The following is a 25538-nucleotide window of genomic DNA, read 5'->3' as shown; positions in this document are numbered from 1 at the left end:
TGATGCCGCCGGGCCTCGGCGTTTTGTGGAGTTGGTGGCTCAAACGTGCCCGCGCAGTGTGAGGAGCATCCTACACTTATAGGAGAACTGTTTTCCAGCGACAAGGCACTGTCATGGCATCGACGCTCACGCTCGCCCGCCGTGCGCTCGCGCGCGCCCTCACCGTAGCCCTGACCCTCGCGCTCATCGCCCTGCCCGCGCAGGCCCGCGCCGACGCTGGGGATGAGGCTACGCCACAGTCCGCAGCCGACACTTCCACCGCTGCCCAGTCCGCCTCGCCTGCCGCGCCGTCGGCTTCGCCTAGCCCCGAGACCACGGACGTGCCCGAGCCCACCGCCCCCGCCTCGAGCGACGGGGATCGGGCGGCCCGGGCCTCGTCGGAGAGTGACGACCCCCCGACGATGGGCGCGCAGGACGAGACCGGAAGGGGCACCTGGATGCGTGACTCGGTCGGCTGGTGGTGGCGGCGCGCCGACGGCACCTACCCCGCCTCCCAGTGGGTGAGGATCGGAGGCGCGCGCTACTTCTTCTACGACAGCGGCTACATGGCCACAGGCTGGCTGCGTGATGGTGCTGATTGGTTCTTCCTGGCTCCCTCGGGAGCGCTCGTTGGCGGATGGCTGCGTGACGGCGGATCGTGGTACTACCTGGATCCCGCCACCGGCGTCATGCGTACGGGTATGACCGGCGTGGATGGCACGTGGTACTACCTGGGATCGTCGGGCGCGATGCGCACCGGCTGGGAGCGCCTGGCCGACGGGTGGCACTACTTCGCCTCCAACGGTGCCCAGATGGGAGGCTGGCTGCGCGACGGGGGCCAGTGGTACTACCTCGACCCCGATAGCGGCGTCATGCGCACCGCGCCCCTGGAACTGAACGGCCGCCGTTACGAATTCGACGCCTCGGGCGCTTGGCGTGGATACGAGGCCCCGGCTGGCTACCTGCAGCCCACCGACCACATCACGGGCCTCGGGGACGCGACCAACACGCTCACCTGGGGGATGAACGGCACCAAGGTACGCATCGCACAGGTGCGCCTGGGCCTGTGGCACTCCAATAAGCTCGCCTCCGTCGACGCGCCCTTCGTGGCCGCCGTCAAGAACTTCCAGCAGCGGGCGGGACTACCCGTCACCGGCGTCGTCGACAAGGCCACCTGGGATGCCATGGACACCGGCTACCCGTGGACCGTCGACCAGTACCAGGCCACGCCCCTGCCCCTGACGGCCACGCGCTCCGAGCGCGTCGAGGCGATGATCGGGTACGCGTGGAACCAGACCGGCTCCTCCTACACGTGGGGAGGGGCAGGCCCCTACGACCAGGGATTCGACTGCTCGGGCCTGGTCCTCCAATCCCTCTACGCTGCGGGCCTGGATCCCCAGCCCATCGACGTGATCAAGCACGCGTGGCCGTCCTATCGCACGTCGCAGGAACTTTACGCGTACCCGCGTTTCCAGCACGTGCCCCTTGCGCAGCGCCAGCGCGGCGACCTCATCTTCTACACGACGAGCGGCACCGTCACGCACGTCGCCATCTACCTGGGGGACGACATGATCGTCCACACCGACTGGATGGGACGCCCCGCCCGTATGCAGCACATCACCGCCGGATACGGGTGGGAGCGCATGACCCCGGACGTCGTGCGCCCGCTGCCATAGGAGAGAAGTGGAAGCGGGCCGGTCGTGGGTGTTCCACGGCCGGCACGCCCCGTCGCGACAGGTGTTACTCAGCGCCCCAGCAGGCGACGCACGATGCGCTTCGGCAGGGATGCCGTGCGGCGCAGCGACTGGCGCAGGGGCGAACCGGCATCAAGCTGCTCGCGCAGGGCGCTGACCTCTCCGCGCAGCTCGTGCACCTGCTGGTGCAAGGCCGTCATCGTGTTCAGCATGTCGACGTGCACGAGGTTGAGCGAGGAGTGGAAGCCCGAATCTACGCGCGCGAGTTCCTCGCGCATCCGGCGGTAGTACTCCGCCGACAGCAGAGCCTGGCCCAGGTGCGGGGATGAAGGATCCTCCGTCGCCAGCATGGCACGCAGGTAGCGGTCGCGGATATGCAGGTTGTCCCACTTGTGCAGGTACGCGTCCGTGACGACGGAGTTGCCCAGGGACGCATCCATCGTGTCGCGGTGGTGCCAGTAGGCCAGCGGCTCCCCGTCGATGAAGCCGACTGGCGAGTCCGCCAGCAGGCGCAGGTTGAAGTCCCAGTCCGCCTGTGTCTGCAGGGAACCGTCCCAGTGGCCCACGCGGTCGGCGACCTCGCGGCGGATCAGCTGCGAGATCGGCGGCGTGTAGTTCTCCACCATCATGTCCACAAGGGACAGGCCGTAGTTATCCGTCGACAGGACCTCGCGCTCGATCTCGATGCACGTGCCGTCGGCGCGTACGCGCTCGCGGACGATCTCGCAGCGGGAGGCGACTCCGCCCGCCTCCGGATGCTCATCGAGGTAGGCGACCGTCTTCTTCAGGAAGTGAGGGTGCCAGGAGTCGTCATCGTCGTGGACCGCGTAGTAGCGGTTGCGCGATGCCGCCAGGCCCGACTCAAGCGCGGCCTCGCGGCCGTTCGAGACCTCGTTCGTGACGATCGTGATCTTCGAACGTACGGCGCTCTTCTGCTTCTTGACGATCTCGCGGACCTCGGCCTCGTCGCCGGCGTCGTTGACGATGACGACCTCGTAGTCGTCGAAGCTCTGCGAAGCGATCGATGCGAGGGCACGGGTGAGCATCGCCGGGCGATTACGCGTGCGCACGACGACGGTGACTGTTGCGCTCATGCAGTTTCTTCCTCTTGGGTCGGAGTGGTCGAGGCAGGCGCCTCCACCTGGCGGTTACGCAGCAGGTAGATGGCGCTCGCCAGGGCAAGTGCGTATCCCAGGGAGGCTAGGCCCCACAAAGTCATTGGGCTGAGCGGCATGTCGGCCCACCACCACTGAATGTCACCATTCAGGTTACCCGGTGCGATCCACCCCATGTGGCGGATCGATAGCAGGCCTCGGACGTAGCGAGCGATCGTCGTGTGCATCGCAACCGCGTCGACGACGCTCAGGAAAAACACGAACATGACGATCTGGCCACGGGTTATCGAAGACTTCTTGATGGCGCAGGAGAGCCAGATGAGCAGCCACGTGCCCAGTAGCGGCAGGGCGTAGCGGGAGTGGTATCCGCCGAGGTTGGGGAAGGTCGGAGGGGTCGCGATCAGCAGCGGGATGCCAGCCATCGCGCCGAAGACCATGAAGGCTGCCAGGGCCTTGCGCAGGCTCATCGTGCGTGCACCGTAGAAAAGGACCGCGCCCAGGACGAGGAGGCCGAGAATCGTCGTGTAGCCCGGCAGGGGGGTATCGCGCCAGCCAGGGCCGGAGTTCAACCCGATGAAGCCCGCGAAGTACTCGGGCAGGTAGCGGATGTTCATGATCGCGACCTCGATGCGCTCGTGCAGGGTCACCGAGGCATCGGACTGGGCGATGTGGCCGGACTGTCCGGAGCTGAGCATGAACCAGATGCCGATGACGCTCAGGACGGACGCGATACCGATCTCGGGCAGGTGGCGGCGCCGGGCTGCCAGGATGAGGATACCGAGGGACGCCACGAAGACGTAGAAGGCGGCGTCGCCTCGCGAGCCGTAGCACAGGAGGGACGCGAGACCAGCCACACCCAGGAGCGTCCAGCGGCGCCATCCCTGCGCGTTCAGCGCGCCGTAGAGAGCCGCGCCGTAGCTGAAGACGCCCGTGATCGCCCACGAGGAGGGGTTGTTGGAGGCGATGAAGTACAGGCCCATCGGCGTCCATGCGACGAGCGCGGCCAGCGCGGTCGCGCGCCGGACCTCGCGGGTCGACAGCGCGCAGACTGCGCCGATCAGCGCCATCGCGATGCCAACGTTGATCGAGCGCATGATCCACACGGAGCGCTCGACGTTGTGGCCCGCGAACAGATGGTGGAACTGGTAGAAGCCGTAGGGGTACTGGCCGTCGTTGTATCGGTATGACGGGAACATCGTGTCGTCCGAGTAGTCCTTGATGCACGCGTGCGAGCGCTCGGGGCTGAAGGCCTCGCACTGCGCGTGGGACGTGGTCACGGGGGCCATCACGTACAGCTCCCCGTCGATCGTGGTCGTGTCGCAGCCCGTGGACTCGATGGGGCGCGGGCACCACGTGGAGACGAGGTGGTAGTCATCGTCCGGGGAAGAGCCCGGAGGAGAAGCGAAGATCCAGCCCGTGGCCACGGAGAGGATGCCCAAGGCCAGGATGACGAAGGCCAGAGGTCGCGCTGCGGTAGAGACGAAACGATCCCGCGCGGGAGCGAGGTGATCGATGAGCGCACGTGCCATGAAATGAGCCAATCTGTCCGGGATAGGTACGTCTAATGTACACGAGTCCGGGCCTGGCCCGGCGGGCGCGAGGCCACGCAGAGCCTAGAAAACGACGGGCCAGTGGGGCATGCAGGTCGTCAGAGTGCCGTGTGCACTCGTTGCCTCGGCGAGGGCCTGCGTGTAGGCGGGATTCACCTCGGGGTTTTCACCGCGCTTGAGGGCCTCCTCGGCTTCCTGCTGATCGGCGAACTCGGGGATTGCGCCGGAGTCGAGGGCCGCGTTGCGCTCGACGTAGACCGCGAGGGCGGCGAGGGCCTGCTTGGAGGTCTCATCCGTGGCCGCCTGGGTGAGGCGGTCGGAGTAGTCGTTCTTGAAGGCGGCCGTGAAGGCCTCCCACGCGCGGTGTCGCTCGTCCGCGTTGGTTTCCCCTGAGCGCTTCGCAGCCAGCGACCTGTAAGCCTGGCCGGTCTCGGAGCCGTTGAGAGCTTCGGAGAAGATCTCATCCATTGCCGCGCAGCCAGGGGAGGCGGCGTGCAGGGTCGGCATCGCCGAACTGGACGGCTGGCCGAGGTCCCCCGGGGAAACGGAGGCCGCGGGCGTCGACTGTGCGCTCTGGGTGTCCTCGAGCATGGAGCACGAGGTCGTGGCTAGGGCGCACAGGGTGAGCAGCGCGAGCGAGGGGACGAGACGAGGCACGAGGGTTCCGTTTCTGTTGGGGGATACGTCCAATTTATCAGCGCGCTGCGGCCCCTCACTGGACCTCAAGCGTGGCGAATAGTGACGTATCCGACGGGTAAGTGGAGGTCAGTGGCGTGGAATGCGTGAGAACTACGGCATAATAGGGGCAGGAATCGGGTGAGTAGCACCCTCGGACGCCTGCGGGCGCGCAAAGGAGAAGACCTCATGAAGATCGTTGTGACCGGCGGTGCCGGCTTCATTGGAGCGAATTTCGTTCACACGCTGCTGGAGGACCACCCGGACGTCGACGTCGTCGTCCTGGACAAGTTCACCTACGCGGGCAACCGGGCGTCCCTGACCGATATGCCCGCCGAGCTTGCCGCTCGCCTGACCGTCGTCGAGGGCGACATCGCCGACGCCGACCTCGTGGACGGCGTCGTCGCCGGTGCCGACGCGGTCGTTCACTTCGCCGCCGAGTCGCACAACGACAACTCCCTCCTCGACCCCTCGCCCTTCATTCAGACCAACCTGGTGGGCACCTTCACCCTGCTGGAGGCCGTGCGCCGCCACAAGGTCCGCTTCCACCACATCTCCACGGACGAGGTCTACGGTGACCTCGAGCTGGACGATCCCGCGAAGTTCACCCCCACCACGCCCTACAACCCCTCCTCGCCGTACTCCTCGTCCAAGGCGGGTTCGGACCTCCTGGTGCGCGCGTGGGTGCGTTCCTTCGGTGTTGAGGCCACAATCTCGAACTGCTCGAACAACTACGGCCCCTACCAGCACATCGAGAAGTTCATCCCCCGCATGATCACGAACCGCCTGCGCGGTGTGCGCCCCCGCCTGTACGGCGACGGCCTGAACGTGCGCGACTGGATCCACGTGCGCGACCACAATACGGCCGTGTGGGACATCCTCATGAAGGGCCGCATCGGCGAGACCTACCTGATCGGCGCGGACGGCGAGACGAACAACCGCGACGTCGTCGCCATCCTCAACGAGCTGATGGGCTACGCCCCCGACGACTTCGATCACGTGACCGATCGTCCGGGCCACGATCTGCGCTACGCGATCGACAACTCCAAGCTGGTCACCGAGCTCGGCTGGGAGCCCCAGTTCACGAACTTCCGCGACGGCCTGGCCGACACGATCGCCTGGTACACCGAGAACGAGGCGTGGTGGGCTCCCCTCAAGGAAGCCGTCGAGGCGAAGTACGCCGCCGAAGGACACTGAGTCCTTGGATCGCGTGACCCGAGACGAGGCCGTGCTTCGCCCCCGAGTCACCGTCCTCATGGCCACCTACAACGGGATGGCCGAGGGCGGGGCGTGGCTCGACGAACAGGTTGACTCCGTGCTCGCCCAGGTGGGCGTGGACGTCCATCTCGTCGTGTCCGACGACGCGTCGAGCGACGGGACGCGCGCACACCTGGAGGCACGCGCCGCTGCCGACCCTCGGATTACGGTTCTGCCCCAGCGTGACGGTACCCCCGGCGTCACGGGCAACTTCCTGCACCTTTTTACGACGCATGTCCCCGACGGTTCCTACGTCGCCTTCACAGACCAGGACGACGTGTGGCACGAGGATAAGCTGAGTTCTCAGCTGGCCCTCATGGCCGATCGTGGGGCTGACGTCGTGTCATCGAACGTGACGTCCTTCCAGTGGCTGCCCGGCGGGGCGGTGGGGGAGCGCCGCCTCATTCGCAAGTCGCAGCCTCAGCGGGCTTGGGACTTTCTCTTCGAAGCCGCGGGGCCCGGCTCCACCTACGTCTTCAGTCCGAAGGCCCACGAGGCCCTCGTGCAGGTGTTGGAAGGCCTCGACTACAGCGAGATCGGCGTGCACGACTGGTATGTGTACGCGCTGGCCCGATCAATCGGCCTCACCTGGGTAATCGGCGAGGAACCGACACTTGAGTATCGTCAGCACGGCGGCAATGTGCAGGGCGCGAACTCCGGCTCCGGGGCGCGTGACGCCCGCATGGCCAAGCTGCGGAACGGTTTTTATCGTAACCAGTTCATTCTGACTGCCCGTACCGCCCAGAAGGTCGGTACGTTCGACGAGCGCCGCGCTCGCCAGCTGCGCGCCATCCTGGGCGAGCTCGAGGGGCAAGGCATCGCCTTGAGGCTGCGCTTCGCCCTGCGCTGGCGTCAGATCCGCCGTGACCGCATGGAGGGCCTCAAGCTCGCCGCTGCGCGAGTCCTCGGCGTGTGGTGACCTTCTACCTCTGATAGGTGACGAGCCCGCCGTCCGCATCCTCCGTCGCAAGGATCTGCGTCAGCCTGTCCGGCGAGATGGCGTGCGGGTCGATGATGAGGACGGAGCGTCCCTGCATCCACTGATCCAGCACCTGGCCCGCACCCGTACGCGCGTCCCACAGCAGCGCGACGCGGCGACCCTGAGCCGGCGCCGACGGGCGGGTCCCAGCCAGTGCCTCGTCTCGGGCTTGGACGAGCAGCGGGGGAGTGTCGACGACGAGGGCATCCGGCTGCATGGCGATTTCCGCGAGGCCGTCGAGAGCTCCGTCCAGGGGACCATCCCATGCGAAGGAGAGGTACTGTGCGGGCTGAGCGAGAACGTGCGCCCCGGCGTCCAGCGCGTCGGATGCTTCGGAACCGAGAATATTCGTGACGAAAAGGTCTCCGGGGAGGGGACGTCGTGTATCGAGAACCTCCCACCCCATCGCCCGCGCTGCGATCTGCCAAAGTGCGTCCTGCCAGGGCTGAAGAGTCGTGTAGATGCGAGTTGGTGTCGCTTCGCCCGTGCCGAACAGATCGGCCGCAAGTTCGTTTGTCAGGTAGTTTGCGATCTTTGCTAACCACCGGCTGACCACGGGTCCTCCCAGTTCAACCCGCTCCTGGCCGTATTGGGTGAGTGCTGGACCTGACCATCCGTTAATTGCTGTGATACAGTGGGTGAGCCTGCTCATAGTTTCTAAGGACTTATTGTTCATGGTTTCAAGTATATCGAAGGTCTCGGGTGACCCAAGTACTTAGTAACTGTGAAGTCCTTGAAATATGGCATTGTTTTACCGTTGGGTCAAGTGCTACGGGAAAGGTCTCAATATCGCGAAACGGCTTGACTTCCGACAACGACACGCGTGTAATTCTCGTATTGATCGATTCGTTATAAGGAGCTCCCGCAATGTGGAACATCTTCGGTGACGGACCTCTGGAGTGGTCCGAGGACGCCGACGCGGCGCAGTATGCCCGCATTGACGGCCCCCTTGCGTGGCAGCAGCACGCTCTATGCGCGCAGACGGATCCTGAGGCGTTTTTCCCGGAAAAGGGTGGCTCCACTCGCGAGGCTAAGGCCGTTTGTCAGGCCTGCCAGGTGCGCGAAGAATGCCTGGAATATGCGCTGGCTAACGACGAGCGCTTTGGTATTTGGGGCGGCATGTCCGAGCGCGAGAGGCGGCGCCTGCGCCGTATGGCCGGTTGAGTCCGACGCAGCGCTCCGTCGGTGCGATCCTTGTGACAAGGGGAGAAGCGCCGCTGACCCAGTCCGTTTTGTGGGCCATTGAGAATCAATCGGTGGCCCCGCATTCGTTGACCATCATTGATGTCGCAGGCCGACACGTCACTCCTTTCCCCGCTGATCGAGTTCCCGACGGTGCCGAACTCGTGCGCGTCGGCCGCGCCCGGAACCTCGGCGACGCGATTCGTCGCGCTCACGCACAGGGTGCCCGCTTTGCGTCGGAGCAGTGGTGGTGGATTCTGCACGAGGACAGTGCCCCCGAACCCGAGTGTCTCGACGAGCTGATCCAGGCCGCCGCCGTCGGTAAGATCGTCGGAGCTGTCGGCGTCAAGCAGATGAGCTGGGATGGTAGCCGTCTCCTTGAACTCGGCATCTTTGCCACGGCCAGTGCCCGCCGACTCGAGCGTGTCGGTGATGACGACATTGACCAGGGCCAGCACGATGGCACGAGCGACGTCCTCGGCGTCGGTACCGCCGGTCTGTTCATCAGTGCCGAGGCCTACGAGGCAGTCGGCGGATTCGATCCCGCGCTCGGTCCCTTCGGTGACGGCCTCGACCTGGGGCGGCGCCTGCACCTGGCCGGGTATCGCGTGATCGTAGCCCCCAAGGCGCGCGTGCGTCACGCCCGCGTCTCCCTCTACTCCGGCCTCGATGGCGCTTCGGACACGGACCACAGCAAACCGACGGGGGATGTCTCCGATGCCGTCGTCGATGGCAACGACGCGACCGATGGATCGTTCCGCAAGCGCCGCTACGCCCAGATGTACAACTGGTGCAAGGCAGTGCCTGCCCTCATCCTGCCGTTCCTGGCGCTGTGGCTCCTTGTGTGGAGCCCCGCCCGCGCCCTCGGACGCATTCTGACGGGCCGGGCCTCCCTGGCTCTGCCCGAAATCGGCGCCCTCGTGTCCCTGATCGGCGCGACCCCGCGCCTGCTGGCGGGGCGTGTCCGCGCAGCTCAGTCGCGTCGCGTTCCCCGCTCGACCCTCCGCGCGCTTGAGACGGCTCCCGCCATGCTGCGCAAGGAACCCGCAGGCGTGGACGAAGATGAGCATGGAGAGCGGATCGATCCGCTCATCATTGCCTCGATGCGACGCTACCGATTCCGCTCGGCATCGACTGCCCTGGGGCTCCTCATCCTCACTGCCGCCCTGGCACTGATGCAGTGGTGGGGGACGGGGGCTGGCCTCGTCGGCGGGGCCTGGGTGTCCCTGCCTTCCTCGTGGTCCGAGCTGTGGGCAGCCGCGTGGTCCGCGTGGGTCCCGGGCGGAGACGGGTACGCCGGCGGGGCTGATCCGCTGACGATCCTCATGGCGATTCTCAGTGCTCCGTTTGCACCCATGGGCATCACCCCGGGAGCTCTTGCCACCTTCCTGCTTGTCGCGTCGACTCCGATTGCCGCGATGATGGCCTGGATTCCTTCACGAGTGCTCGCCTCGTCGCTGCGCGTCCGCTTCCTCGTATCGCTCGCATGGTCTGTCGCACCCTCTCTGCTCATGAGTGCCACGCACGGCGTTCTCGCAGCGACCCTCGCGCACGCGGCCCTGCCGGTCTTTGCCGCATACTGCTTGGGCCAGCCGAAGCCTCTGCTGGTAGCTGGTGCCGGTGGCGTCGATGAGGCCCCGCTGCGTCCGCGAGGAATCAACGGCGGATGCGCCGCTCTTGCCCTCGTCGTCCTATGCTGCTGCGCTCCCTGGACGCTCCCGCTGGGTGCGGGTGTTCTGGCGTGGCGTTCGCGTCGTTCCCTCCTCGTGGCACTGCCCGCCATCGTCCTCCTCGTGCCCACCTACGTCTCGATCGCGGTGCACCCTTCGGCATGGCCGGCGTTCGCCTCGACGAGCGGGGGAGTGCACGCCTACACGCGCGCCGATTCGTGGATGGCGATGCTTGGCATGCCTGCCGCACCGTCAACGCCGCTCGAGGCCATTGCTCTGGGCACTATCGGTGCCGGCATCATTGCCGCCGCGGGCATTGCTCTCCTGCGCCTGCGTACTCGCTGTGCTGCACTCGCCTTCTGCCTAGCCCTCGTGGCCGCAGCGGCCGGTTGGGCTGCCTCGCAGATCGGCGTGGGAATCTCCGGGGCGTTCGTCGCTCACGCGTGGACCGGCCCCGCGTTGTCCCTGTCTGTCGGCGCCCTGCTCGTGCTCGCCGCCCGATCTGGTTCGGGCAACGAAGACGAGGCCGAGGCCTCGCGTCCCGCATGGGACGGTTCGCGTCCCTTCACCGTACGTGCGCTCGGCGCCCTCAGCGCGCTCGTTCTGCTCGGAGCAGGAGGAGGCGTGGCCGTCTCGGCCTTCGCCGCACGTGGCGACGCAGCGGACACTCCGACCTTCACGCTCGCGCAGCGCTCGACCGTTTCCCCGATGTCCTCGCCGATCGTCTCCGCTGTCGCCTCGCAGGCCCAGCGATCGACGCGCGTGGGCCGTATCCTCGTCCTCGACGGCGATCCGACGAACGGCACGGTGAACGCGTCCCTGTGGCGCGGCTCGGGCCCCTCCTTGACTGATGGATCGCCGGCAACGCGCGCCCTCGCCCTCGCTCGTGCTCGCTCGGGCGCTGCGGAAGGAGTCCTGCGAGACCCCGCGACCGCGTCGCTTGCCCAGGCGGCCTACACGCTCGTCGTCTACCCCGATGACACGACCGTGGCGACCCTGGCCGCCCACGATATCGATACGATCCTGGTGCCCCTCGGCGCCAGCGGATCCCAGGCCTTGACCTCCGGACTCGACCGCGCCTCCGGCCTCGAAAAAGTCGGCGACACGAACTCGGGCACCGTCTGGCGCGTGCGACCGGGCGGCGTGACCCCTTCGCGTGCCCGCGTCGAATCGGGGTCTGGCGTGACTACCCCGGTCGGCGGCAGCCAGCTGAGCGTCAGCGGAGACGTTGATGCGAGCGGCACCCTGATCCTCGCCGAGCGCGCCGACTCCGGATGGCGCGCATCCGTCGACGGCACCGCTTTGGTCGCTACTGAAGCAGCCGACGGATGGTCTCAGGCCTTCGAGATGCCTACCGCAGGGCACCTGACGCTCACTTACAGCGCGTGGTGGATCATCCCCTGGCGGATCGCCTCCGGCGTGTGCCTGGTCGTCGCCGCAGCAAGCGCCCTATCCGCGTGGAGGAAGAGATGACGAAGCGCCCAGCCAACTCCCTGACGACACTGATGGGAGCGGGGATAGCCGCGGCGGTTGTGGCCTCGGCGTCCATGTGGGTGTCGTCTGCTCCTGCCGTGGTGGAAGGCACTGCGCAGAGCGCACACCCCTCCCAGGTCCAGCTCGCTTGCCCTTCCGGCATTGTCGACCCCTTTGAGACCACGAACGTCGCAGCGGGTATCACCTGGTCGTCGCTGGCGACGGCTCCCGTGTCTCCCGCACCCGCTTCCGTCACAGGGCAGGGCGGTGTCATCCCGACGGCCCTCACCCTCGCCGGTCAGGGCGGCGGTGAACTCGCCGGCCTCAGCGCCGTCGGCTGCGCGGCCGCTCGCACATCTCAGTGGATCGCGACCGGTGCGACCACCGCGGGTGCCGATATGGTCCTGATCCTGTCCAACCCCGGCCCCACAGCATCGGTCGTCAGCATCGATGGGTATGGCGCGCCGGGGCCGCTCAACGCAGCACCACGTCAGGTGACAGTCCCCGCGCGTTCCTCGGCCTCGGTGCTGCTCGCCGGATGGTTCCCCGACGAGAGCGCACTGGCCGTGCATGTGACCGCCGACGGGGGAGGGGTTGCCGCCTGGGCGCAGGCCTCCCTCATGAACGGTGAAATCCCGCAGGGTACCACCCTGGCTTCCGCGGTCGTGCCCGCAACCACGCAGACCATCCTCGGCGTGGACCCGAAGGGAACCTCCCTGCTCCGCCTCACTTCGCCGTCGGGAGAGGCCCGCGTGAGCGTCTCCGTCGCCGATTCGACTGGCGTGCACCCCCTGGCCGGAGGCGAGGCGACGGTCGCCGAAGGCACCACCCTCGACATGCCCCTTGACGGCGCATCCAGCGACTCCAGTCTGATCACGCTCATCGTCACCTCCGATCGTGAGGTCGTGGCTCAGACGACGACAATCACCCTCGGTGCGCCGTGGGCGCAGCGAGCGAGTGCCTGGATCATGCGGTCCAACGCGACTCCCGCCACAGCCCTGACTGAGGCGACTATTCCTGGCGCCACCCAGATTGAGGGCATGGGACGCCAGGTCCTCTCTACGACGCCGATCCGTGCCACCTCCCTGGCCACCAATTCGGGCGTCACCAACGTACGCGCGAGCCTCCTGCTCTACGCACCCGCGGACGCTCCGGCCTCGTCGAACGATCAAGGCGTCGCCTCATCGGATGCCCCCAGCCCGAGTGCAACCCCTGACATCTGGGCCTCGCCCTCGCCGAGCGGCGGGCAATCCGGGACAAGCCAGTCCGGCGCCGATCAGGACCCACAGTCGAGCGGAACGTCTGCTTCCACACCCGGAGCGGTCACAGTGCGCGTGGGCGGGCGCACCATCTACGTTGCACCCGGGATCCCCACCCTCGTGGATCTGCCTGACAACGGTGGAACCCTCAGCGCGGACTCTCCGATCCAGGCGACTATCGTCGTCTCCGCGGACACGGCTGTGGGTCGCATGACCACGACGTGGAACGTGGGCACGGAAGGCATCAGCGCCGTCAGCGGCACCATCCGCACCACCAACTGAAGCACCGCTCAGCGCATCGCGTCGTCGATCTCGTCCGGCGGCAACGCCAGGATGTGGCTGATGCGCTCGATCAATACCCTGCGCGTCATAACAGCGACCTCCTCCGGGGCGCACCGCAGCGTGATCGGCAGGCGATAGACGACGATACGATCGTGCAGACCGCGACGCCGATCCGCCGGGAAAATACGCGCGACGACGACGTTGTGAGACTCCCAGGGAGCAGGGTTCGACGGGGGGACATCCTCGACCGCAAACTCGATCGTGGCCACCTGCGGCCATCGACGAATGAGCTCGGTGACGAGTTCGCCGACCATCAGATCGAAGTCCTCACGCCGCGTCCTCCACGCCGGAGTCCCCGGGAAAAACAGGGGACCGCGCGGACCGCGACCGTGGCGGTCACGACTCGAGACATGGCGGCGCGTAGAAAACACCCCCTCAGGGTAAGCGTATGGCGCGCCGAAGCGGGCGATACGGGCACAGAGTGTCGTACTCTTAGGGGCGTGATTGCCCAACGCCACTGCTCCAAGCCCGGCTGCTCCACGGTCGCCGTCGCCACTCTGACCTACGACTACCGCGACTCGACGGTCGTTGTCGGCCCCCTCGCGACTGTCGCCGACCCTAACTCTTACGACCTGTGCGAGGAACACGCGCACAACCTCACCGCGCCGCTTGGCTGGCAGGTCGTGCGTTTGGCAACCACCTTCGAACCCGCGCCGCCCTCGGGGGATGACCTCGCGGCGCTCGTCGATGCTGTGCGCAGGGTTGCCCAGGAGGCGCAGGCGGCCCCGGCGCCGCCTCAGGAGACCCGCAAGCCGACCACCGGACCGTTCGGGCCCGCGCGTTCCGTGGGGACCCCTGACACCTCGAGCCCGCTCGATCCGTCGAGCCCGTACGCGCGACGCCGCGCCCAGTTCACCGTTGTCGACGGCACGGACACCGAGGACACGACTAGGGGCTAGAGGCCGAAACGAGCCTGCGTCGCCTCGTGGAAACGAGTCTGGCCTCGCGAGCGGCGCTCAGCCTCCCGACCCCACTCGCGATCCCTGCGGGCCACCAGCACGGCCGCAATCACAACCTCCGGGTGGAGGCCATCGGGGAGGGGAGTTTGCACGCGACGCGACAGGCGCTGTGCGAGTGAGACTGCGACCTGTCCTCGAACGTCCGTCTTCAACGAGCGATTCGACTGCAGGAAGGCACGAGCCTCGGCGACGAGGGCATCGTCGAGGGGGAGGATTGTTGCGGTGTGCGCCCAGTCTTCGAGGCCCGGCGGCAGTACGAGCGGCGGGTAGAACACGGACGCGCCCTGTGAACACACCATCGTCCCGGCCGCCAGATCGCCCAGGCGCTTGCCTTTTGAGCTCATGAGCTCCGCGAGTGCAGCCAGGCCACCAAAGGTCGCCCAGTTCTCCAGAATGCCTGTCGAGACGCGCACTGCGCTATGGCGGGCAGTGATCGCACCGCCGTCGTCGCGCACGACCCGCAGGTTAAATGCCCACTTCCCAAACGAGCGCCCACGGGTCGCGATCTCGACCACCAGCGGCAGGAAAAACATTGTCGTCGACAAGAAGCCGATGATGATCACGCGCTGGATTGACGGGGATGGCAAGGTGAACCTGACAGCCATGACAAGCAGCACGACTGTGCACATCAAGTACGTCGTCGCATCCATAACTGCGGCGGCGAAGCGCTCCGGAGGCGAGGCCGGTGTCACGTCCAGGGTGACTGCCTCGCCCGTGCGCACAAAGTCGTCTTGAATGGCGCTCGATTGACTGCGTTGCGTGCTCATATATGACACGCTAGTCCAATGGACATTGATGTGCTGCGGGTAAGTGGCGAAACGGAATGGAAACGGCTGGAACAGCTGACGCGCCAGCGCTCGCTGTCGGGCGACGAGATCGACGAATTCGACCGTCTCTACCGTTCGACCACGACGGATCTGGCGCGCGTTCGCACGCTCAACCCCGATCCCGAGGTGATCGCGGAGCTGTCGCGCATCCTGTCCGCCGCGCGCGGGCGTCTCGCGGGCACCGGCGGCCTCTCCGGAGCCGTTATCGCACGTTTCTTCACGGTGTCCCTACCGCTCACGCTCTATCGGATCCGTTGGGTGATCCTGGCCGTGATGGCAGCGTTCATCGCCATCGCCGGCGTCCAAGCGCACTACCTGATGAGTCACCCGGATGTCATGAACGAGCTGGGTACCCCCGAGCAGCTGAAGTACTATGCGCAGAGCGCGTTCGTTGAGTACTACCACCAGGACACGAACGCGGAGTTTGGCCTGTCCGTGTGGGCCAATAATGCCTGGATCGCCCTGGTGGGCGTGGCCACGGGGATTACGGGAGTTTACCCGCTGAAGATCCTGTGGGAGAACGCCACGAGCATCGGCACGTCAACGGCCGTCGTCTTCAGCTACGGCGGAGTCTGGCACTTCTTCCGTTTCATCCTGCCGCACGGACTTCCCGAGCTGACTGCCGTCTTCATCTCGATTGCGGCGGGTCTGCGGGTCTTCTGGTCGTTGCTCGTGCCCGGTCCGATGACGCGCTTCCAGGCTGTCGGACAGGCGGCTCGTAGCGCGATGACGGTCGCGGCGGGCTGTGCCATTCTCCTGGCCGGATCCGGCGTCCTGGAGGGCTTCGTGACGCCCTCCGACCTGCCTGACGCCGTCAAGATCACCCTCGGTGCCCTCATGACGGCCGCCGTGTGGGCATACATCCTCATCCTCGGGCGGCGCGCGCACCAGGCGGGCGCCAGCGCCGATGTCGGCACTGACGCAGGCTACTACCAGCCTGTCTCGGGGTGAGTCGCTCACGTGGCGTCAATGCGCGCGCGAAGCAGGCGCGGCTCAGAGTCGGCCGCTCTTCTTGAGCTCGATGTAGCGGTCCGCGGTCCGAGCGGGAAGCAGACCCGCCGAGGCGCGCACGGTGAGCGCGCCGGCCAGGCGAGCGTCGGTGGCTCCCGCCTCGTCGGACCGTTCGGCGAGGGAGGCGGAGGCAGCAAGGAAGACCTGCTCGGCGTCCTCGCGTCCTGCCCGCGCTCGGATTTCATCCGGATCGGTCGCCGATGCAACCAGCACCGTGTGGCGGTCGCTTAAGCGCGCCAGCGCATCGGTGAACTCGGTTTCCATGCCGGCCGGTGGAATCTTCGTTGCGATAACGACGAACGCGGAATGATGTACGGTCTGCTCGACCGTGCTGACCATCTCCGACCAGTCGGTGACGTCCAGGCGGGGTGAAATATCCGTAAACGTGTGGGCCAGGGTCTCGATGACCTTAGCTCCTCGCACGCCCGAGACGCGTGCGCGGACAGCCGAGTCGAGGACGATGAGGTGCACCTTGTCGCCCGCTCGGTCGGCCAGGGCAGCGAGAAGCAGGGCAGTCTCGATAGAGGAATCGAGGCGCGGGGCGCGTCCCAGCGCGATCGAGTCAACCTCTTCGTGCTCGGGGGCTCCGAGCAGAGCCGAGGAGGCACGCCCGCAGTCCACGACGATCACGACGTGGCGGTCGCGTTCGGGCCTCCACTGGCGCACCATCAGTTCCGTCGAACGAGCGGAAGCACGCCAGTCGATGTCGCGCGGATCGTCGCCCACGACGTAGGAGCGCAGGGAGTCGAACTCGGTTCCCGCGCCGCGCAGCGTCGTCGGAGTGGTTCCTTCGAGCTCGTGGAGACGCGCTAGGCGCGAGGGCAGCAGGACGCGCGCTTTGAACTCGGGGAGGACCGACAGGGAGAGGGGAGCGGACAGACTCACCTGGCGCGCGCCCAGGTGCAGGGGACCCCACGAGCGAATCGTGACGACGTCGGCCTCGCGGGTGCCGCGCCGGGTCGGGGCGAGCACGGTAGAGACACGCTCGGAGGTGCCCGGGCGCAGTCGCACTCGCTGGCGCACCGGCGATGGGGTGAGCGAAGGAGGCCACGCGTCGCGCACATCCAGGTTCATGTGGCGCTTCGTCGTGTTCGTCAGTCGCAGGCGAGACTCGGTGGTCTGGTCAGCACGAATCGGCCCGGTCACGTCACGGCTGAGCCGCAGGGTGCGCGGGGAGGGCGCGGCGAAGGCATCGAGGAGGCACACGGCTACGACGAGGCCACACCACGCCCACGCGAGAGCGCGAGACGGGGCGAACGCGAGGGGGATGAGCCCGACCAGTACAAGGAGCGCGCTACGCGCCGAAATTGCCACGGGGGCCTCAGCGGGGCACGGGGGTAGCCGCGAGGACGCCGGCGACGACGTCCGTGGCGGTAACGCCCTCAAGGTTGGCCTCGGCGCGCAGACCCAGGCGGTGTGCAAGCGTCACGGGAGCCATCGTCTTGACGTCGTCGGGGGTGACGAAGCCGCGGCCCTGGAGGAACGCCCACACGCGCGAGGTGCGCAGTAGTGCGGTCGCGCCTCGGGGGGATACGCCCAGACGCACGGCGGGGGAGGTGCGCGTCGCGCGGCACAGATCGACGAGATAGGCCATGACTGCCGGTGAGACCTCGATGCGGGATGCGACCGCGTGGGCAGCCTGAATGTCGGCTGCGCTGGCGACCGGGCGGATGCCGGCCTCGGCCAGCGCCATCGGGCTGAAGCCCGCCTGGTGACGCGCGATGATGTCGATCTCGGCCTCACGCGACGGCAGCCGCAGCTCGAGCTTGAGCAGGAAACGGTCCAGCTGGGCCTCGGGCAGCGGGTAGGTGCCCTCGTACTCAACAGGGTTCTGCGTCGCGATCACCATGAACGGATCGGGGAGCTGGCGGGTCTCGCCGTCGATCGAGACGGTGTGCTCTTCCATCGACTCGAGGAGGGCGGACTGGGTCTTCGGAGGCGTACGGTTGATCTCGTCCGCGAGCAGCAGGTTCGTGAAGACGGGGCCCTCACGGAAGACGAACTCGGACTGGCCGGCGTCCCACACCATCGAGCCCGTGATATCGGCGGGCATGAGGTCGGGGGTGAACTGGATACGCGCCATGTCCACGTCGAGGGCCCGCGACAGGGTGCGTACGAGCAGCGTCTTGGCAACGCCGGGCACACCTTCGAGGAGCGCGTGACCGCCCGCGACAAGAGCGACGATGAGGCCGCTGATTGCGGCGTCCTGGCCGACGACCGCCTTGCCGATCTCTGCCTTCAGGGCAAGGAGCGCCTCCTGGGTACGCTTCTCGGTCTCATCGAGCGCGCGGCCCGACCACCCCTCGCCGGTGGGCGCAGAGAACGAGGCGCGGGCGTCCTGCGGGGCGACCTGCACCTGGGGCGCGTAGGGGGCCGACGCGCCCTGCGGAGCGTAGCCGTTCGGCGGCGCGGCGGGGATGTGGCCGGGCTGGGGCATGCCCTCGGGCGCGGGGCCGGGGATCGGGCTAGTCATGGCGAATCTCCTTTTCGAGAGCGTCGAGGTCATTGGCGAGGCGGATGAGTGCCTTTTCGGAGGTTGGGGGCGGACCCCACAGGAGGGCGGAGCAGCGCGAGGCGGGCAGGCCTCGCTGTTCCATCGCGTGAGTGAGGGCTTCCCGGTCGGCGGTGTGTGCAACGCCCAGGGCGGTCGCGATGCGCGAGGCCGTGGAGCTGCGCAGTGCCTGCGCGGCGTGCTCGTAGGCGCGCTGGGAACGCAAGAGGCGGGCCTTGCCGATAAGCGTCTCGGATGCCGGGACCTCGATGGGGAGGCGTTCGGAGGTGAGGGGGCCGAGCCTGCGACCACGCGCGAGGCCAGCCAGCAGGCAGGCGGCGATGACCATGAGGAACGCGGGCATGAGGTACGGGGAGGTGAGCAGCTCCTGCGTCGACGTGCCCGTCGGAGTGTCGGTGCGCGTCGGCGAATACCAGGCAACCTTCGAGGTCCGGCCGATCGCGTTGATTGCCAGCGCGGCATTTCCTCCCTCGGAGATCGCGCGGTTGCGCAGGCGCAGGGAGTCGGGGATCAGAGCGCGGAATCGGCCAGAGTCGGAGCGCTCGGCGTACGCGTAGTTCCTGCCGTCGTCGGAGAAGCACAGATTCCATCCGTCGGCCGAGCCGGACAGTACGTAGTCCGAGGCCTGCAGATGCTGGGTGCGGCCCGCAATGTCGGACGTACAGCCGGGGGTGAGCCACGTCTTGCTGCTGTATGCACGTCCGGAACGCAAGCCCTGAAGGTAGACGGAGTAGGATCCTTGATCCTCCTCGAGGCCCACGTAGACGACGTTCGTGCGCGTCTCGATAGCCGTCGCCATCTCATCGGTCATACGCGACGGAAAAATAACGACGAGAGTTGTATTCTCGTCGACCGACGCGGCCTGCTGCGCGTTCACATCACGCACGGAAATGCCGTGGTCGCCCAGCACCTGGGCGAGGGCGCGCGCCCCATCGCCCTCCTTATTCCGAATACCGACGGGGGCGTTGTTGTACCCAGCCGTGGGCAGGATAGACGCTGCGACCACGAGCAGCAGCGAGAATACGACGATGATGATCATCGGGCGTGCCGCGGCGAAGCGCTCGCGGGCAGTCGGAGTGACGACAGCGACCTGCGTGGCTTTCACGACGCCACCTCCGCATCACGGCAGGCGCGCAGGAGGTCCGGGGTGAAGCGGCGCAACGCCTCAACATGATCGGATGAAACGCCGGAGCGGCCGTAGCGCACCTGGTCAAAGGCCTGCGCAAACTGATCGAGCTGGGGGCCGAACATGGGCGCGACTCGCGTCGCAGCGTGCGCCGCCTCGCGCGCCGTCAATCCGGGCGTGGAGGTGACGACGTCCTGAGCGTCCAGGCCCAAAACCATGAGACGGTATGCCCACACGTAGGCCAGGTCCCAGTCCTGGGCTGCCACGGCCTCGTCGAACGAGGCCTGGGCCTCCGTTTCGCTGGCCTCCTCCTCGAACACGGTGGGAGAGACGCGCTTGGCGAGGCGGATCGGGTTGAGGATGAGCGCAATGAGGATTGCGGCAACCGCGATAATTCCCACGATCATAAAGATCAGGGAGACCGGGGGAGTGCCCTGCCCCTTCCAGGACAGGGCCTCCCAGAACCAGTCAATGAGCGATGCGAGCCAGCGCGCGATGGGGTTGGGAACATTGGCGTACTCGCCGTGAGAGAGTTCCTCAACGATCCACTCGTGCGCCTCCCCCTCATCGGGGGTCAGCGGAGCATCACAGGAGAGCAAGCCGATCACTGCTGCTGAGCGCCTGCCTGAGCCAGGACCGAGGCGAAGTTCTCCTTACGGATACGCAGATCCGTGTACATGAGCGTCTCGAACGATGCAGAGAACGGCAGCAACAGCGAGGAGCCGAGCATAACGAAGAATATGGCGATGGCAGAGCCGACCGGGCTTGAGGGGTCGGACGTCGCCGCGACGGATACCAGGCCGCCGATGAGTCCGATGACGAATCCGATGAATCCGCCGATGAAGCTGACGGCGAGGTTCAGCAGCAGGAAGCGGCCGAGAGTCGGCCAGAACTCACCCTTGACGAGCGACCAGGAACGCTTCAGCGAAGCGACGGGACCGATCTCCTCCAGCACCGCGCATATCGGAGCGAACAGCAGCTTGATCTGGAAGAAATACACGAGGATAAAGATGGGGATAATAGCAGCGAAGGCGACAAGCACGAGCCACCACAAATCATCGTTGCCGCTCATCAGTGCGGCGAGCGAGGCGAAGACGGCGACGATCCAGAGGATGATGGGGACCGCCGTGATGACCGCGGTCAACGCGAAAGAGCCAAGGAGCGATCCGAGTCGCTTGCGCGTCATCGCCCACGCCTCGCTCAACGTCAGATTCCTGCCGATCGTCATCTGTGAGACAGTCGAGGCCAGCAGGCCCGTGAGGATGGTCGTGCCCGCGAACGTGGCGATCCATTGCACCATGTTCGAAATCATTCTCAGGAGGAGAACGTTGGTCTGATCCGTCATCGATTGGTGGAGTGCCTGGGGATCGTAGTCAGTATTGGCGACGGACTCGTATCCGAGGCCCGAGAGCAGGATCGACACACTGGCAATGAGCGACACGAACAGCATGATGACGACGGTGAAGCCGAAGAGAACCTTCGGGTTCGAACGGATCGCCTCGAAGGCGCCGCTGAACAGGTCGCCGATCGTGAGAGGACGCAAGGGGATGATGCCGGGCTTGGACTGCCACCCCCACCGGTTGGTGGTGGAGTAGCCGGATGCCCCGGGCTGGGCGTTGTAGCCAGGCTGTGCGCCATAAGCGGGCTGTGCGCCGTAGGCGGGGGCCTGGGGCGCGGCGTAGCCCTGCTGGGCTCCGTATCCCTGGGCGGGCTGGGGGGCCGTGTATCCCTGCTGTGCGCCGTAGCCCTGCTGTGCGCCGTAGCCCTGCTGGGGCGTCGGTGCGCCGGACTCGGGCTGCGGCGTCCATCCCTGGTAGGGAGCGGACGGATCGGGAGAGGTCCAGGGGGAGCTCATTGATGCCTCCGTGTTGATGGTGCTTCTACAGTGTCCATCCTGCCATATGCGCAACTTGCGCGAAACCTTGTCTCGGAGAGAAATTGAGGGATGGCTGCGCGAGTCTCCTGCGTTCGTGACGATTTCGTGACACTATCGTGACATGAGTTCGCGCATCCTCGTCGTCGACGACGACGTCGCCCTGGCTGAGATGATCGGCATTGTCCTCCAGAACGAGGGCTATGAGGTCGTCTTCTGTGCCGACGGATCCGCTGCGTTGACTCAATTTCAAGAGCACAATCCGGACCTGGTCCTCCTGGATGTCATGCTACCCGGCATGGACGGCTTTGACGTGTGCCGCGCGATCCGTCGTGTCTCGGATGCTCCGATCGTTATGTTGACCGCCCGTTCCGATACCTCTGATGTCGTGACGGGTCTCGAGGCCGGTGCCGACGATTATGTTCCCAAGCCCTTCAAGCCCAAGGAACTCGTGGCGCGCGTGCGCGCGCGGCTGCGGGGCCGTGAGGACTCGCAGGCAGATGAGGGCCTGTCCCTCCAGGACCTGTCGATCGACGTTGCCGGCCACATCGTCAAGCGTGAGGGGCGCGTCATTGCGCTGACTCCTCTGGAATTTGATTTGCTGGTGACCCTGGCGCGCTCGCCCTGGAAGGTGTTCTCGCGCGAGGAACTCCTCGAGCAGGTGTGGGGCTACCGTCATGCCGCTGACACCAGGCTCGTCAACGTCCACGTGCAGCGCCTGCGCTCCAAGATCGAACGCGACCCGGAGCGTCCCGAGCTGGTCGTAACAGTCCGCGGGGTTGGGTACCGTGCCGGCGCAGGGGCGTAGGGACGCGCTCAAGGATCTGCTGCGTGCCGTCGCATCGTCGAGGCCGTGGTCCCTTCTGGCCTCCTCTCACCTCGCCAGTCGTATTCGGCATTCCCTGTCCGCCCGCATCGCCCTGGCGATCACGGCCGCCGCGCTCGTCATCCTCCTCGTTTTCGGGGTGATTATCGCCTCCCAACTGCGCACCTCCATGTTCGAGACGCGCAAGGATGCAATCCTGGCTGACGCGTCCCTGCGCTTTTCATCCGCGCAATCCGTGTTCTCCTCATCCACGGCCTCGTCTCCCGCGCAGGTTCAGGAGTCCGCGCGCGGCGCGCTGGCCTCGCTCAAGGCCTCGGCGGCCGGTGCGGGTGCGACGAACGTGGCGCTGCTGCGCTCGGAGGGAGCCACGGCGTCGCTGCGCATCAACCAGATCGAGGATGAGCAGATGCGCGCACTCATCACTCCGCAGATGCGCACCGCAGTCTCGGGTGGGGGCGCACAGTGGCAGTCAGTTGGTATCCGCTCGAGCGACTCCGACAAGGTAGTCCCCGGAATTCTCGTCGGCACCCAGGTGCAGCTGCCACGTGCGGGCACGCACGAGCTCTACATTCTCTACTCGCTATCCGCCGATCAGGCGCAGGTCGACGTGGTCCTGCGAGTCCTCATCCTTTCCGCGCTTCCCATCATCGTGGCCCTGCCGATCGGTGTGTTCGCGCTGCTGCATCGCCTCCTCCTGCCCGTGCGAGTGACCGCGCAAGCTGCGACAAAGGCGTCAAAGGGAGACCTCGACGTGCGCGTGGATGTGCATGGGGACGACGAGATGGCCGACCTCGGGCACGCCTTCAATGCGATGACCTCCTCGCTCCAGGAGACGATCTCGCGCTACGACGAGCTCGCCAAGCTCCAGCAGCGCTTCGTCTCCGATGTCTCCCATGAGCTGCGCACCCCGCTGACGACGATCCGCATGGCGGAGGACATAGTGTGGGACAACCGGGACGAACTGCCGGCCCACGCGCGTCGATCCGCCGAGCTCCTGCACGACCAGACCGAACGCATGGAGCAGATGCTCGCGGACCTGCTGGAGATCTCCCGCTACGACGCTGCCAGTGCCCTGCTGGACGCCGAGGACCGCGACCTGCGACCGATCGCCCTGCGCGTCGTCGAAGGCTGTGCGGAGCTCGCACAGCGACAGAACGTGAGCGTCGGGATCGTGGCGCAGGGCAGAGTCGCGGCCGAGATTGATGAACGCCGTATCGAGCGCGTCATCCGTAACCTCGTCGTCAACGCGATCGAGCATGCCGACGGCACGCCCGTGACGATCACGCTCGCCGCGACCGAGACCGACGTCGCATGCCGCGTGCGCGACCGCGGGGTGGGCATGACCCAGGAGGTCGCCGACCACGTCTTTGACCGCTTCTACCGTGCCGACACCGCCCGCGCCCGCACGACTGGCGGTACTGGCCTCGGCCTCGCGATCGCAACTGAGGATGTCGCCATCCACGGAGGACGCCTGCAGGCGTACGGAGAACCCGGTCGTGGCGCGTCCTTCCTGATGACCCTGCCCAAGCGCGCCGGCGAAGAGATCGTTAGCCGCCCCCTTGCCCTGTGGGAGGACGAATGAGACGCCGCCCGATGCTACTCGCCGTGGCCGCCTGCCTGGCCCTCGCGGGATGTACCTCCCTGCCCACCTCCTCGGCACCCGCGCCCTTCGACGTGTCAGCTCGGGACGGCAGCGGCATCCAGTTTTCCGCGGAGGGCCCCTCCGACGGGGCGGACGCCGCGACCCTGGTGAGCGATTTCCTGCTGGCGTGTGCCGCCGGCCCCCAGGACGACTACGCGACCGCGCGCCTGTTCCTGAGCGCAACGTCGGCGCGTTCGTGGCAGCCGGAGATGGAAATCCTCATCTACGACACGGACGCGGCCCCCGCGGTCACCGCCGGATCCGAGAACGGCTCCGAGGTGGACGTGACGGTCTCCGTGCTCGGTGTGGCCAGCATCGACGCGTCGGGCGTGCTGACCCGCGTGGCTGCCTCGACCGTGACGCGCACCTTCAGCCTCGTGCGCGAAGACGGACAGTGGCGCATCAACAGCCCCGAGAACATGGTCCTCATGAGCCGGGCGTCTTTCACGGCGTCGTTCTCGCTCGCCAATCTCTACTTCCCAACGACAGAGGGCGGGGACCTGGTCGCCGATCCTCGCTGGTACCCGTCGCGACGCCTAGCCTCCCATCTGCTCGCGGGCCTCGTCGAAGGGCCGCGTCAATCTCTCGAGCCGGTCACGGCGAACGCTATCCCGGCGGGCACGACCGTGCCCTCCCAGGGACTCGACGTCGTCGACGGGGTGGCGCGCGTGGAACTGAACGCGGTGGTGCCCGCGACCGAGGGGGCGCGTGCGAACCTCGCGTGGGAGCTCACCCGTACCCTCACCCAGGTGGCGGACGTGTCGCAGGTGAGCGTCTCTTTGTCCGGTGACGTGCTGGATGCTCAGGGGATCCCGGTGCCCCCGACATACTCTCTCGATACTCTCGTGGGGGCGGGCCCCGACGGGGTGGGGATCGTGTCATCGTCGGGGCTGACGAGCCTGACCAGCACCACCGATGCCTCCAACCCGACAGTCTCGCCCGTTGACCCCTCGCTGGTTGCCTGGAGCGGTACCGACGGTGTGTACGCGCATCGCGGCGGAACATCGGTCGCATTCCTGCCTGGACAGGCGCCTCTCGGCCCGTCGGTGGACCGCTTCGGATGGGTGTGGGGTCCTGCCACGGCCTCGTCGGTGAGCGTCGGCGGGGGAGTCGATGGCGCGTTCAGCGTGAGCGTGGAGTCCGAGAGCGCCGGGGAGATCCACGCGGTGCGCATCTCTCCCGACGGCACGCGCGCCCTCGTCCTGCGCGGAAGCGAGGCGAGCGCGTGGGTCGGTGTCGTCGAACGCGATGCCTCCGGGCGCCCGCTGGCGATCCGCTCCCTCGAACAGATCCCCCTTGAACACGGCCAGGTTGTCGACGCATCATGGACGACATCGACGGGCTTCGTGCTCGTTGTGCGCACGACCGGTGAGGACGACCAGCTGGTCACGCTGCCCCTCGGCGGTCTGCCCTCGAACGTGTCCCTCCCGATTCGCGTGACATCGATGAGCGCCGGTGGGTCCTCCTCCGTGGTGGTCATCTCGGGTACCGATGCCGCCGGCAAGGCGCAGGTGCTCATCCGCTCGGGCGCGCTGTGGCAAAACGCCCCCGAGTCGCTCACCTCCGCCCGATACGCGGGGTAGGAAC

The 25538-nt window shown here is 66.8% G+C and carries 22 protein-coding genes; 11 read left to right on the top strand and 11 right to left on the bottom strand.

Annotation, left to right across the window (positions count from 1 at the left end):
- Positions 1-113: 113 nt before the first annotated feature.
- Positions 114-1655, top strand: a complete 1542-nt coding sequence (locus tag ACTODO_RS09490; RefSeq protein WP_003793325.1) for a C40 family peptidase — start codon at positions 114-116, stop codon at positions 1653-1655.
- Positions 1656-1723: 68 nt separating this feature from the next.
- On the opposite strand, the gene ACTODO_RS09485 is transcribed toward ACTODO_RS09490, so the two are convergent.
- The 3 genes from ACTODO_RS09485 to ACTODO_RS09475 all read right to left on the bottom strand — a co-directional run bounded on the left by ACTODO_RS09485 (position 1724) and on the right by ACTODO_RS09475 (position 4995).
- Complete coding sequence (locus ACTODO_RS09485; RefSeq protein WP_081445788.1) at positions 1724-2767, bottom strand: glycosyltransferase family 2 protein; 1044 nt, start codon at positions 2765-2767, stop codon at positions 1724-1726.
- Positions 2764-4317 carry a DUF2142 domain-containing protein gene (locus ACTODO_RS09480; protein WP_003793322.1) on the bottom strand — a complete coding sequence of 518 codons (1554 nt, stop codon included), beginning with the start codon at positions 4315-4317 and terminating at the stop codon, positions 2764-2766. Before ACTODO_RS09480 ends, ACTODO_RS09485 begins: the two co-directional genes overlap by 4 nt.
- 84 nt (positions 4318-4401) lie before the next feature.
- On the bottom strand, positions 4402-4995 hold the full coding sequence (locus ACTODO_RS09475) for a hypothetical protein (RefSeq protein ID WP_034512449.1): 594 nt from the start codon (positions 4993-4995) through the stop codon (positions 4402-4404).
- A gap of 207 nt (positions 4996-5202) precedes the next feature.
- Here ACTODO_RS09475 and rfbB point away from each other — a divergent pair, with 207 nt between their 5' ends.
- On the top strand, positions 5203-6210 hold the full coding sequence (gene rfbB, locus ACTODO_RS09470; RefSeq protein ID WP_003793318.1) for a dTDP-glucose 4,6-dehydratase: 1008 nt from the start codon (positions 5203-5205) through the stop codon (positions 6208-6210).
- A gap of 4 nt (positions 6211-6214) precedes the next feature.
- Positions 6215-7189: a glycosyltransferase family 2 protein gene (locus ACTODO_RS09465; protein ID WP_003793316.1), complete on the top strand. Its 975-nt coding sequence runs from the start codon at positions 6215-6217 to the stop codon at positions 7187-7189.
- A 4-nt stretch (positions 7190-7193) separates the two neighbouring features.
- On the opposite strand, the gene ACTODO_RS09460 is transcribed toward ACTODO_RS09465, so the two are convergent.
- Positions 7194-7805, bottom strand: coding sequence for a hypothetical protein (locus ACTODO_RS09460; protein ID WP_003793314.1), 612 nt, complete (start codon positions 7803-7805; stop codon positions 7194-7196).
- Between the two features lie 311 nt (positions 7806-8116).
- On the opposite strand from ACTODO_RS09460, the gene ACTODO_RS09455 reads away from it, so the two are divergent.
- The 3 genes from ACTODO_RS09455 to ACTODO_RS09445 are packed head-to-tail and all read left to right on the top strand — an operon-like array spanning position 8117 to position 13115.
- The gene (locus ACTODO_RS09455; protein ID WP_003793312.1) at positions 8117-8413 is read left to right on the top strand and encodes a WhiB family transcriptional regulator; all 297 of its coding nucleotides are present in this window, start codon (positions 8117-8119) and stop codon (positions 8411-8413) included.
- Positions 8410-11574, top strand: a complete 3165-nt coding sequence (locus tag ACTODO_RS09450; RefSeq protein WP_003793311.1) for a glycosyltransferase family 2 protein — start codon at positions 8410-8412, stop codon at positions 11572-11574. Before ACTODO_RS09455 ends, ACTODO_RS09450 begins: the two co-directional genes overlap by 4 nt.
- Positions 11571-13115 (top strand): DUF5719 family protein, encoded by a 1545-nt coding sequence (locus ACTODO_RS09445; protein WP_003793308.1) that lies wholly within the window; start codon positions 11571-11573, stop codon positions 13113-13115. Before ACTODO_RS09450 ends, ACTODO_RS09445 begins: the two co-directional genes overlap by 4 nt.
- 8 nt (positions 13116-13123) lie before the next feature.
- On the opposite strand, the gene ACTODO_RS09440 is transcribed toward ACTODO_RS09445, so the two are convergent.
- Positions 13124-13429 (bottom strand): metallopeptidase family protein, encoded by a 306-nt coding sequence (locus ACTODO_RS09440; protein ID WP_003793306.1) that lies wholly within the window; start codon positions 13427-13429, stop codon positions 13124-13126.
- Positions 13430-13615: 186 nt separating this feature from the next.
- On the opposite strand from ACTODO_RS09440, the gene ACTODO_RS09435 reads away from it, so the two are divergent.
- Positions 13616-14074 (top strand): DUF3499 domain-containing protein, encoded by a 459-nt coding sequence (locus ACTODO_RS09435; RefSeq protein ID WP_003793305.1) that lies wholly within the window; start codon positions 13616-13618, stop codon positions 14072-14074.
- On the opposite strand, the gene ACTODO_RS09430 is transcribed toward ACTODO_RS09435, so the two are convergent.
- Positions 14071-14901 carry an RDD family protein gene (locus ACTODO_RS09430; RefSeq protein WP_003793303.1) on the bottom strand — a complete coding sequence of 277 codons (831 nt, stop codon included), beginning with the start codon at positions 14899-14901 and terminating at the stop codon, positions 14071-14073. The two genes, ACTODO_RS09435 and ACTODO_RS09430, sit on opposite strands and share 4 nt — an antisense overlap.
- Before the next feature lie 18 nt (positions 14902-14919).
- Here ACTODO_RS09430 and ACTODO_RS09425 point away from each other — a divergent pair, with 18 nt between their 5' ends.
- Positions 14920-15912: a stage II sporulation protein M gene (locus tag ACTODO_RS09425; RefSeq protein ID WP_003793301.1), complete on the top strand. Its 993-nt coding sequence runs from the start codon at positions 14920-14922 to the stop codon at positions 15910-15912.
- 42 nt (positions 15913-15954) lie between these two features.
- Here the strand turns inward: ACTODO_RS09425 and ACTODO_RS09420 are convergent, their stop codons facing one another.
- The 5 genes from ACTODO_RS09420 to ACTODO_RS11070 are packed head-to-tail and all read right to left on the bottom strand — an operon-like array spanning position 15955 to position 21465.
- Positions 15955-17286 carry a DUF58 domain-containing protein gene (locus ACTODO_RS09420; RefSeq protein ID WP_003793300.1) on the bottom strand — a complete coding sequence of 444 codons (1332 nt, stop codon included), beginning with the start codon at positions 17284-17286 and terminating at the stop codon, positions 15955-15957.
- A gap of 7 nt (positions 17287-17293) precedes the next feature.
- Entirely contained in the window at positions 17294-18445 is a 1152-nt protein-coding gene (locus ACTODO_RS09415; RefSeq protein WP_003793298.1) for an AAA family ATPase, read from the bottom strand.
- On the bottom strand, positions 18438-19589 hold the full coding sequence (locus tag ACTODO_RS09410; RefSeq protein WP_003793297.1) for a DUF4350 domain-containing protein: 1152 nt from the start codon (positions 19587-19589) through the stop codon (positions 18438-18440). Before ACTODO_RS09410 ends, ACTODO_RS09415 begins: the two co-directional genes overlap by 8 nt.
- Entirely contained in the window at positions 19586-20218 is a 633-nt protein-coding gene (locus tag ACTODO_RS09405) for a DUF4129 domain-containing protein (protein WP_003793295.1), read from the bottom strand. The genes ACTODO_RS09410 and ACTODO_RS09405 overlap by 4 nt, the downstream gene beginning before the upstream one ends.
- A complete protein-coding gene (locus tag ACTODO_RS11070) occupies positions 20215-21465 on the bottom strand; it encodes a DUF7847 domain-containing protein (RefSeq protein ID WP_003793293.1) in 1251 nt (416 codons plus the stop codon). The genes ACTODO_RS09405 and ACTODO_RS11070 overlap by 4 nt, the downstream gene beginning before the upstream one ends.
- Before the next feature lie 142 nt (positions 21466-21607).
- Between ACTODO_RS11070 and mtrA the strand changes: the two genes are divergently transcribed.
- The 3 genes from mtrA to ACTODO_RS09385 are packed head-to-tail and all read left to right on the top strand — an operon-like array spanning position 21608 to position 25534.
- Positions 21608-22291 (top strand): MtrAB system response regulator MtrA, encoded by a 684-nt coding sequence (mtrA, locus tag ACTODO_RS09395; RefSeq protein WP_003793291.1) that lies wholly within the window; start codon positions 21608-21610, stop codon positions 22289-22291.
- Complete coding sequence (gene mtrB / locus ACTODO_RS09390; protein WP_003793288.1) at positions 22272-23891, top strand: MtrAB system histidine kinase MtrB; 1620 nt, start codon at positions 22272-22274, stop codon at positions 23889-23891. Before mtrA ends, mtrB begins: the two co-directional genes overlap by 20 nt.
- Positions 23888-25534, top strand: a complete 1647-nt coding sequence (locus ACTODO_RS09385; protein WP_034512439.1) for an LpqB family beta-propeller domain-containing protein — start codon at positions 23888-23890, stop codon at positions 25532-25534. Before mtrB ends, ACTODO_RS09385 begins: the two co-directional genes overlap by 4 nt.
- The last annotated feature ends 4 nt before the right edge of the window (positions 25535-25538 follow it).

Source organism: Schaalia dentiphila ATCC 17982, from assembly GCF_000154225.1.
Classification (GTDB): Bacteria; Actinomycetota; Actinomycetes; order Actinomycetales; family Actinomycetaceae; genus Pauljensenia; species Pauljensenia dentiphila.
This window is presented reverse-complemented; position numbering and strand designations above follow the sequence as displayed.

Bases quoted from the DNA above. Each gene is read 5' to 3' on its own strand.
- ACTODO_RS09490 (WP_003793325.1), top strand. From the start codon at position 114: ATGGCATCGACGCTCACGCTCGCCCGCCGTGCGCTCGCGCGCGCCCTC.
- ACTODO_RS09485 (WP_081445788.1), bottom strand. From the start codon at position 2,767: ATGAGCGCAACAGTCACCGTCGTCGTGCGCACGCGTAATCGCCCGGCG.
- ACTODO_RS09480 (WP_003793322.1), bottom strand. From the start codon at position 4,317: ATGGCACGTGCGCTCATCGATCACCTCGCTCCCGCGCGGGATCGTTTC.
- rfbB (WP_003793318.1), top strand. From the start codon at position 5,203: ATGAAGATCGTTGTGACCGGCGGTGCCGGCTTCATTGGAGCGAATTTC.
- ACTODO_RS09455 (WP_003793312.1), top strand. From the start codon at position 8,117: ATGTGGAACATCTTCGGTGACGGACCTCTGGAGTGGTCCGAGGACGCC.
- ACTODO_RS09445 (WP_003793308.1), top strand. From the start codon at position 11,571: ATGACGAAGCGCCCAGCCAACTCCCTGACGACACTGATGGGAGCGGGG.
- ACTODO_RS09440 (WP_003793306.1), bottom strand. From the start codon at position 13,429: ATGGTCGGCGAACTCGTCACCGAGCTCATTCGTCGATGGCCGCAGGTG.
- ACTODO_RS09430 (WP_003793303.1), bottom strand. From the start codon at position 14,901: ATGAGCACGCAACGCAGTCAATCGAGCGCCATTCAAGACGACTTTGTG.
- ACTODO_RS09425 (WP_003793301.1), top strand. From the start codon at position 14,920: ATGGACATTGATGTGCTGCGGGTAAGTGGCGAAACGGAATGGAAACGG.
- ACTODO_RS09415 (WP_003793298.1), bottom strand. From the start codon at position 18,445: ATGACTAGCCCGATCCCCGGCCCCGCGCCCGAGGGCATGCCCCAGCCC.
- ACTODO_RS11070 (WP_003793293.1), bottom strand. From the start codon at position 21,465: ATGAGCTCCCCCTGGACCTCTCCCGATCCGTCCGCTCCCTACCAGGGA.
- mtrA (WP_003793291.1), top strand. From the start codon at position 21,608: ATGAGTTCGCGCATCCTCGTCGTCGACGACGACGTCGCCCTGGCTGAG.
- ACTODO_RS09385 (WP_034512439.1), top strand. From the start codon at position 23,888: ATGAGACGCCGCCCGATGCTACTCGCCGTGGCCGCCTGCCTGGCCCTC.